The sequence below is a fragment of the Shewanella sp. ZOR0012 genome (assembly GCF_000798835.1).
Classification (GTDB): Bacteria; Pseudomonadota; Gammaproteobacteria; order Enterobacterales; family Shewanellaceae; genus Shewanella; species Shewanella xiamenensis.
The window spans coordinates 2,946,312-2,954,732 of sequence record NZ_JTLE01000094.1 but is presented as its reverse complement, the minus strand read 5'-3'; the positions used below and the strand labels follow the sequence as shown (position 1 = coordinate 2,954,732).

8 protein-coding genes are annotated in these 8,421 nt (G+C 47.6%); 4 read left to right on the top strand and 4 right to left on the bottom strand.

Going from position 1 to position 8,421, the window contains the following annotated elements; genetic code table 11:
* From L976_RS23525 to L976_RS14665, 3 genes are all read right to left on the bottom strand, one after another.
* Window positions 1-436 (bottom strand): MarR family transcriptional regulator (locus L976_RS23525; protein WP_081990962.1); only part of this gene is annotated, 436 nt, incomplete at its 3' end.
* 174 nt (window positions 437-610) lie between these two features.
* Window positions 611-1,174 carry a PhnA domain-containing protein gene (locus L976_RS14670; protein WP_037416634.1) on the bottom strand — a complete coding sequence of 188 codons (564 nt, stop codon included), beginning with the start codon at window positions 1,172-1,174 and terminating at the stop codon, window positions 611-613.
* 134 nt (window positions 1,175-1,308) lie between these two features.
* Window positions 1,309-3,522 (bottom strand): TonB-dependent receptor domain-containing protein, encoded by a 2,214-nt coding sequence (locus tag L976_RS14665; protein ID WP_047537833.1) that lies wholly within the window; start codon window positions 3,520-3,522, stop codon window positions 1,309-1,311.
* Window positions 3,523-3,752: 230 nt separating this feature from the next.
* Here L976_RS14665 and L976_RS14660 point away from each other — a divergent pair, with 230 nt between their 5' ends.
* On the top strand, window positions 3,753-4,460 hold the full coding sequence (locus L976_RS14660; protein ID WP_156143189.1) for a DUF2461 domain-containing protein: 708 nt from the start codon (window positions 3,753-3,755) through the stop codon (window positions 4,458-4,460).
* An 86-nt stretch (window positions 4,461-4,546) separates the two neighbouring features.
* Here L976_RS14660 and L976_RS14655 read toward each other — a convergent pair whose 3' ends face one another.
* Window positions 4,547-5,158, bottom strand: coding sequence for a TetR/AcrR family transcriptional regulator (locus tag L976_RS14655; protein ID WP_047537827.1), 612 nt, complete (start codon window positions 5,156-5,158; stop codon window positions 4,547-4,549).
* A gap of 154 nt (window positions 5,159-5,312) precedes the next feature.
* Here L976_RS14655 and L976_RS14650 point away from each other — a divergent pair, with 154 nt between their 5' ends.
* The 3 genes from L976_RS14650 (at window position 5,313) to L976_RS14640 (ending at window position 8,221) form a co-directional block, all read left to right on the top strand.
* Complete coding sequence (locus L976_RS14650) at window positions 5,313-5,939, top strand: glutathione S-transferase (protein ID WP_037425779.1); 627 nt, start codon at window positions 5,313-5,315, stop codon at window positions 5,937-5,939.
* Window positions 5,940-6,000: 61 nt separating this feature from the next.
* Window positions 6,001-6,669 carry a glutathione S-transferase family protein gene (locus tag L976_RS14645; protein WP_037416621.1) on the top strand — a complete coding sequence of 223 codons (669 nt, stop codon included), beginning with the start codon at window positions 6,001-6,003 and terminating at the stop codon, window positions 6,667-6,669.
* A 178-nt stretch (window positions 6,670-6,847) separates the two neighbouring features.
* Window positions 6,848-8,221, top strand: coding sequence for an RsmB/NOP family class I SAM-dependent RNA methyltransferase (locus L976_RS14640; RefSeq protein ID WP_047537824.1), 1,374 nt, complete (start codon window positions 6,848-6,850; stop codon window positions 8,219-8,221).
* The last annotated feature ends 200 nt before the right edge of the window (window positions 8,222-8,421 follow it).

Here is an 8,421-nt window from a genome sequence, read left to right as displayed (position 1 = left end):
GTTTGGGGAGCGCAGCCTCAATCAGTGCTTTACCTGCCGAAGTGAGCGAAACATGCACGGCGCGGCGATCTTCCTTACAGTGCTCACGGGCAATCAAGCCTTTATTTTCCAGCCGGTCTAAACGACTGGTCATAGCGCCTGAACTTAACATCATGCTTTGATACAGCTGCGAAGGCGATAAAGTATAAGGCTTACCTGAGCGTCTGAGTGTCGCGAGCACATCAAACTCCCCCTGACCTAAGCCAAATTCGCCGTGGCATAAGGCGATAGCGTTTTCCATATATTTGGTCAGCCTTGCGATGCGCCCTAACACCGCCATGGGGACTAAATCCTCTGTTACCCCTTCAGCCCGCCACTGGCCGAGGATTTTATCTAATCCATCTTCAACTGAAGCCGACATTTGCTTTGCGTCGAGTAGTTGCGAGTCGTTTGCCATAGGTTTATCTCTATATAAAGATTCTTCACATACTAACCATTTTATCGCCTAATTTAATGATTTGTATATGTGGCTACTTTTAGTGGGTAGATAAGAGTAAATTCTGCATAAAAAAACCGCCCAATTTATGCAAATTGGGCGGTTTTACGTTCAAGCAAGTTTAAGCGAAATGACTTAAGACTTTTTCACAAAACAGGTCAGGATCACAATGCGAGTACCATTCACACGACCTTCGATATGCTCTGGATTGTTGGTCAACGAAATATTGCGTACTGCGGTGCCACGTTTTGCCACAAAGCTGGTACCTTTGACGTTAAGATCTTTAATGATGACCACGGTATCTCCGGCGTTAAGCACGGCACCGTTGCTGTCTAAAGTCGGTGGCGTATCATCACTGGCGGCAGCGGCTTCGGCATCACCCCAAGCGCGTAAATCATCTTCAAGATACAACATATCGAGCAGATCCTGCGCCCAGCTTTCACCGCTTAAGCGTTTTAGCATGCGATATGACATCACTTGAACCGCAGGGACTTGGCTCCACATGCTGTCGTTCAGACAACGCCAGTGGTTCATGTCCATAGTATCCGGCGCTGCGATTTGGCTGCTGCAATTTTCACAAATCATAATCTCGTTTTCATGACCATCGGAAGCCGGTAAGTCATAAATAGAGAGTTCGACGTCACTTGCGCAGAGTTCACATTTGCCGCCACAGCGAGTTAGCAATTCATTTTCAGTCATTTTTTCTGTCTACATGCGTAATAAAACGTGGATTATGCCATAAATTGGCTTTTCACGGCAGGGGGGAAGGCAAGATAACCCTATTTTTTATATGAGTTATCTATTTCTTCACCCTTGGAATTGCCATTTAATCCTTAAAATTCATAAGCTAAACTGAGTCTGATATCTCGCCCCGGCGCGGGGATGCCATCCGACAGAAATGGTGTCACTTGCTGGTTCGTCAGATTTTTTGCCATTAAGCGCACGCTGAGCCCTTTCAGTGTTTCTTGAGGCTCGTAGGCTAAATATATATTTTGTAAGAAGTAATTATCACTTGGAGACTCAGCGTTAAAGATATCACTCTGAGGCACATTATCCTGCGCATCGTACCACGTACCTTGCCAAGCAACTGAAATGTCATCAGTAATATACATACCCACACGCAGGCGAATATCCAGCGGCGCAATGTTGGCAAGGTATTCGTCCTCGCCTTGACTATCTCTGAGCGATCCCCTGTGCTCCCCCTCTAACCAAGAAACGGCTAAGTCACTGAAGAAATCCTGATAACGATATTGGGACTCGAGATCGGCGCCGTAGATGTCATAACCGTCGAGATTTGTGTAACCACTTTGAATCGCTTGATTTGGGTCGGACTTTGCACCGCGGCGCTGAGCAATATCGTCCCGTCCCAAGTTGGCAAAGAGGGTCACTTGGGTTGAAAGCGTATCTTGGGCGGCAAAAAGACTCGTTTGCTGCGTCATTAAGCCCAGTTTAAAGGCGTGCAGACGCTCCACATCGATATCTCGACTCGTGCCAGTAATGCTCGCCTTGGCGTATTGCACTGCATAGATTTCATCGACCACTGGCGCCTGTAAGCTGTAGGCGTAATCGAAATTCACTCGAGTATTCGCTGTTAACTGGTAGTCGATACCCAATCGCGGTGAAAAGCCCGAATGGTGAGTCGAACTGTAGTCGTGCCCTGCCTCGATATCGTTGTAATCGGGGGCAATGTTGGGGCGACCAATGCTGTAGATAAAGTCATACCGTAGCGAAGGAGTGATGGTCAGCTCATCCGTCACACTAATCGCATCGCGCAAATAGACTGCATAGGTATCCTGACGCCCTTCGGGCTGATAGTAAGGAGTGTACCAACCGTAGTTTTTCTCGGGATTTTTCTCATAACTTTTGTTAAAGACCATTGAATCCCTATCGAGACTGCGGAACTGCAATCCAGTGGTGATTTCATGATTACCAACAATACTTAAGTTGTTGATGTCAATGTAGTCACGCTTGTAATCCAACCAAGATTCATGGCCGAAGTTGCCGACGGAGACTGTCATCTTTTCCCACGCGATTGGCGGCCTGACCCAATGGCGTGCATTGGCAGAATGGGAAACCACAATTTGGGTATCAATTAAAGGATTACTTGGGGAATAGCGATAATTCGCCGACCAGGTATTGTCTTCATAGGTGTTGTAGGCCGTGGTGGCATAGAGCGCCAGTTCATAGGAGCCATATTTACGGATGTTATAATCAGAAATCGCGGGCATAGGACCGCGGCGATTGGCCCAAGGCTTTCGGCCTTCGTCGAGATAATGGGTCAGGCTCAACATGAGTTGATGGTCACCTTGCTCATAATCCAGTTTGCCAAGGTAATTATTTTGCTCATAACCAGAGTATTCAAATGCTTCACCATTGGCGAGCGTCACATCCCCCGCATCACGGCGGGTGACATGCAATAAACCTGAAAGTTGTTGATTCGCTCGTCCATAAACCGTTCCCGTGTAGCTTTTGGCGTCGTTATTACTGGCGTAACTGGCTTTGACTCGGGCGCCAAGGTTTTGATTGTAATTTAAAAAATCATCAGCAGATTTAGTCACAACATACATGGAGCCGCCAAAGCCGCCGTTACCTGAGCGGACATCGTGGGCCCCTTTAATCACTTCGACTCGCTTGATTAAATCGGGATCTAAGAAGAACGACCCATAGCGATACTGCTCAAATCCCACGGGGGCGTTATCGACATAAATGTTGAAATCTTCGGTTTCGCCAAATCCCCATACGTTAATGCGCTCGCCGCCACTGCGAGTACCACCATCAACATGGGCACCGGCCATATCATCGATAACTTCAGCAAATGTGGTCGCTTGCATCTCTTCAATTTGCTCCATCGAGATGATCGCCTCGCCCGGCTTAGTCATAGTGGTCGCTCGGCGGTATTGCTGGCCATGTACTTGTAATATCTCAATTGGCTCGACCTTAGGCGCTCCTAATACTTCCTTGGCATTGAGTGGCAACGCAGGCAATACCGTCAAACCCGCACAACCCATCATTATTTTCGCTATCCTGCTCTTAGGTTGATATCCCATCTCCCCATCCCCTGTTACATAGTGTAAAAAATAGGGCGGCATTATAGGCATCAAAGCTAAAGATGAGAATAATTCTCACCTAGCTTTACATGTAAATCGCAACTTGATAGTCACTACAGAGAAATGCTCGAAGAATTTGCAATATCCACGCGCATTTGTTCAACTCGCACTAACCTGTTTTGACTAACAGTCGGAATCTCAGTCTCAAGCACCTCAAAGGTTTTATGGATATGACTAAGCTCACCGCACAACCTCAAACCGAGTTGGCATTTACCGCTGCCAGCTTGGATTTTCTCAAACGGCTTTCGCTCAATAATTCCCGCGACTGGTTTAAAGCTCATCAGGATGAATATGAAGATAACGTCAGAACGCCCGCACTGCGTTTTATCGAACAAATTCAGCCTCATATTATTGCGATTTCACCAAGATTGACCGCGGTAGCCAAAAAAGTCGGTGGCAGCTTAATGCGCCCGCAGCGCGATAGCCGTTTTAGCAACGATAAGACACCCTACAAAACTAATGTGGGGATCCAATTTCGGCATTTTCAGGGTAAAGATGTGCATGCACCAGGGCTGTATTTACACATTGCCGAGGATGGATGTTTTATTGCCGCGGGTATTTGGCACCCCGAGTCGAAGGCGCTCAATGCGATTCGGACTTGTATTGATGAAAATCCCAATGGTTACAAAAAGGCGCTGCAAACCTTAATAGACCATGGATTTATGATGGATGGTGATAGCTTGACGCGCCCGCCAAAAGGATTCGATAAACACCACCCCATGCTAACCGAGCTCAAACGTAAGGACTTTATCGCGCTAAAACCCATACCCTTTGAAAGGCTCTGCCAAGCCGATGCCGCCCGCTACTGCGCCGAACAATTCGCCCACTGTAGCCAATTAATGGCCTACTTGTGCTTTGCCCTCGAGTTGGACTTTTAAGTTTCTGTATAAGTGGTTGCATCAGTTTTGCTGTTCACGAGGCCAAGCATGCGCTTGGCCTCATGCTTATCGGTTTAATCTACGCCCTATTTCACATCGACGGGCTTAAGTGGCGTCAGCGCGAGACTCTTAAGATATTCGCTTAATACCTTAAATGCATTATCCAACAGGGTGTATTCCTTCGCCTTACCTAACACTCTAATTCCTTGTAATTGAAGTACTAAAAATGCAGCGAGTGACTCAGGCTGAACCGATTGAGACAACTCCCCCTGTCGCTGACTGTAGCGTAAAACATCGGTAAAGTTAGTCTGTAACTGGGCAAATAAACGCTGGCACTCCTGCTGCACGCAGTCATCGTCGAGGCATTTTTCCATCACCGCATTCTGCATAAAGCAGCCGTACTCTTGCTCGCGCTGCAAGGCCACAAATCGCGCTAAATAGGTCAAGATCTCATTTAATCCCGCCTGTGCATGCAGGATTTTCTCCTTCGCCCCAAAGGAATAATGGTCGAGATAAAAACGTAAACATTCACGATATAAACTCTGTTTATCACCAAAACTGTTATACAAGCTGAAGCGATTAATCCCTAAGTGTTCGACCAGATCGGCAATCGATGTCTCGGCAAATCCCTTCTGCCAAAATAACTCCATCGCCTGAATGAGCTTTTCTTGTCTATCAAAATTACAACTACGTGCCATGGTTCAAACCTAGATTGATGCCTGTATTAAACGGAGTGCTATATGGCAAAACATTCTTGACTGACCGTTTAGATATGGCGTAAATTTTATCCTAACCGATCGTTCCGTTAAAGCTCTATTTAGCCAAACTTAAAGATTAACAGAAGGAAAGAGCATGAAGCTTTATGAATTAGCCCCTACGCCAAGCGCAAGACGCGTGAGTATTTTCCTCGCCGAAAAAGGCATCGATATCCCACGTGTGAATGTTGATATTCGCGGCGGTGAAAATCTCAGCCCTGAATTTAAAGCCAAAAGCTTAAACGGACGCATTCCACTGCTCGAACTCGACGATGGTAGCTACCTATGTGAATCCGTGGCTATTTGCCGCTATTTAGAAGAAATCTATCCCAGTGAAACGTCCTTATTTGGCAACAGCCCGCTAGAGCGTGCCCAAGTCGAAATGTGGCAGCGCATCATCGAGCTACAAGGGTTGATGGTCGGCTTTCAAGCCTTTAGAAACCTGACGGGTATTTACAAAGACAGGGAAAATTGCGTCGAAGCCTGGGGCGCAGAATCACGCCAACGGGTCATTGACTTCCTGCCGACCTTAGACCAACAATTAGCCAAATCAAGCTATGTGGCGAGCGATAACTTTACGATTGCCGATATTTCTGCATACGTTTTTATTAGCTTTATTAAAAACTTAGATATTCTAGTGGATGACACCTTGCCCCACATTCAGGCATGGTTTGCGACAGTGGCCCAGCGCCCTGCGATAGTGTCGCTTACCCCAAAAAACTAGCAGCGATGCCCTATTGGGCACCCAAGTTAAGCATTAACCAGTTAAGACTTAAGGGATAACTATGATTGATTTATATACCGCCGCGACCCCGAACGGTTTTAAAATTTCCATCGCGCTCGAAGAAATGGGTCTCGACTATCGAGTGCATAAGTTAGATTTCAATACTAACGAACAGAAGCAGCCTGAGTTTCTCGCCATTAACCCTAATGGCCGTATTCCAGCCATTATCGACCGAGATAACGAGGACTTTGTGGTGTTCGAGTCCGGCGCAATTCTTCTGTATTTGGCGGAAAAAACCGGTAAGTTTTTGCCTGCCGATCCTAAAAAACGCTCACAGGTCATTCAATGGCTCATGTTCCAAATGAGCGGTGTCGGCCCAATGATGGGTCAAGCTAACGTGTTTTATCGTTACTTCCCCGAAAAAATCCCCGCGGCTATTGAACGTTACCAAAAAGAAGGTCGACGTTTGTTTGAAGTAATGAACACCCAGTTAGCCAAGCATCAGTATCTGGCCGGTGATGAGTACACCATTGCCGATATCGCGACTTGGCCATGGGTGCGCATCCATGAATGGAGCGGCATCAACATGGAAGGACTCACTCACTTACAACGTTGGTTAGATGAGTTAGCCCTGCGCCCCGCCTGTCAAAAAGGCATAGTCACACCTCCGCCTTCGGTCTTGAGTGACGAAGAGCGTGCTAAACAAATCCAGAAGATGGTGACTAAGTAGGTCATCCTATCCTCTCGCGCATTCGTTTTCCCCATCAAGCCCCAACTCTGCATTGGGGCTTTTTTACTGCTAGCGATGCGCAAAACTGCTACACTCTGCGCCACTTATTGATTTGCTTGGCCATATTCATCACATTGGATGGACATCACTCGGTCGAGCCACTTTTCAGGCTAACTTTATGGGCAATCCAAACGGCTTATCATCTACCACTATTCACTCTGCATTTAATATCGAACCGCAAACGCCCGCGCAAAAACGCGCGATGAGCTATGCCAATACCATTAAGTTATTGTTCGATGAGATTTTAAATACCAAGCAACCCGCCGACCGAGTGCTCGCGAACTACTTTAGGGAACATAAAAAGCACGGCTCGAAGGATCGCAAAGTCATCCGCGAATCCTTATTTAGCCTGTTCCGTTGGTGGGGCTGGTTTAAAGCCACGGCCGATCATCAACAGGCGCCACAATTTTTTGCCATGCTCAGCGCGAGCGCCCTAATCGAAGCCCATCCATGGCAAGATATCGCCCAAGCCTGGCATGAGCTCGCCCAATCGCCGGTTGATTATCAACAGCTTCAATCCCTTAGCGTTAATAGCTTAACAGATAAATTGGCACTAGTACGGCGCCAATTTCCCGAAGTGTCCTTCGAATTCGCGGATTTATTGCCTGAATGGTTTTGGCAGGTCTGCCCAATTGCCCCAGAGCTGCGCCCAAATCTCATCGAAGCCATGTCTAGCCGGCCACCGATTTGGGGACGTGCACAGGGAATCAACAGCCAAATAGCTGTTAAGCAACTACAAGCGCTAGAGATTGATGCGAGTCTCAGCCCCTATTTTGAAGATGCCATAAATCTTGGCACTAAGAGCATGAATCTCAATGAAATATCACTCTATAAAGAGGGCAAAATTGAGATCCAGGATTTAGCTTCGCAAGTGATAGGTCAAATTTGTGCACCAGAGCCTTGGCAACATTGGTGGGATGCCTGCAGCGGCGCAGGTGGAAAAACCCTGCAATTGCGCGCACTGATGCAAACGGCCACGGCTAAGCACAATCCATTTTTGGGCAGCATAGTCTCGTCGGATATTCGCGCCCACGCCTTAGAAGAACTCAGCAAACGCGCCCAACGGGCAAAGTTTGGCGGCATCAGCATTGCTCGCTGGCGCAGTGATGCACTGCCGGTCGACGCCAACCATTTTGACGGGGTATTAGTCGACGCACCCTGTAGCTGCACGGGCACGTGGCGCCGTAACCCTGATATGCGCTGGCTCGACAGCCTCGATGCCGTCACAGATAAAGCAGCACTGCAACTGGATATATTAAGCCGCAGCAGTAAGGCGGTAAAACGGGGCGGAAGCTTAGTCTACGCCACTTGCTCACTCTCACCGGTTGAAAATGAGCAAGTAGTTTCCGCCTTTTTACAACAACATCCCGAGTTCAACCTAGTGCCGATCCGCCACCCCTTTACCGGCGAACAAACAGAAATGTTGACCGTGTGGCCCTTCGAAGCCAACACTGATGGAATGTTTGTGGCGCGCATGCAGCGCAATCTCTAGGGCGTGTTGACGTTTCAGGGTTGTTTTTGCAGCAATTTGGCTGGATTTTATGCAAGGCAAAGTCCGTGCAGTGTAGTTATTCTACATAAACGGACGATAACGCCGCAGAAAAGTCAGACAAATGCTGCCCGAAGGGTTCGTCTGGCAAACCCTTGCTCTTACTTTCTGTCATAAGAGCCGCTCGTCATTTGAGTAGAATG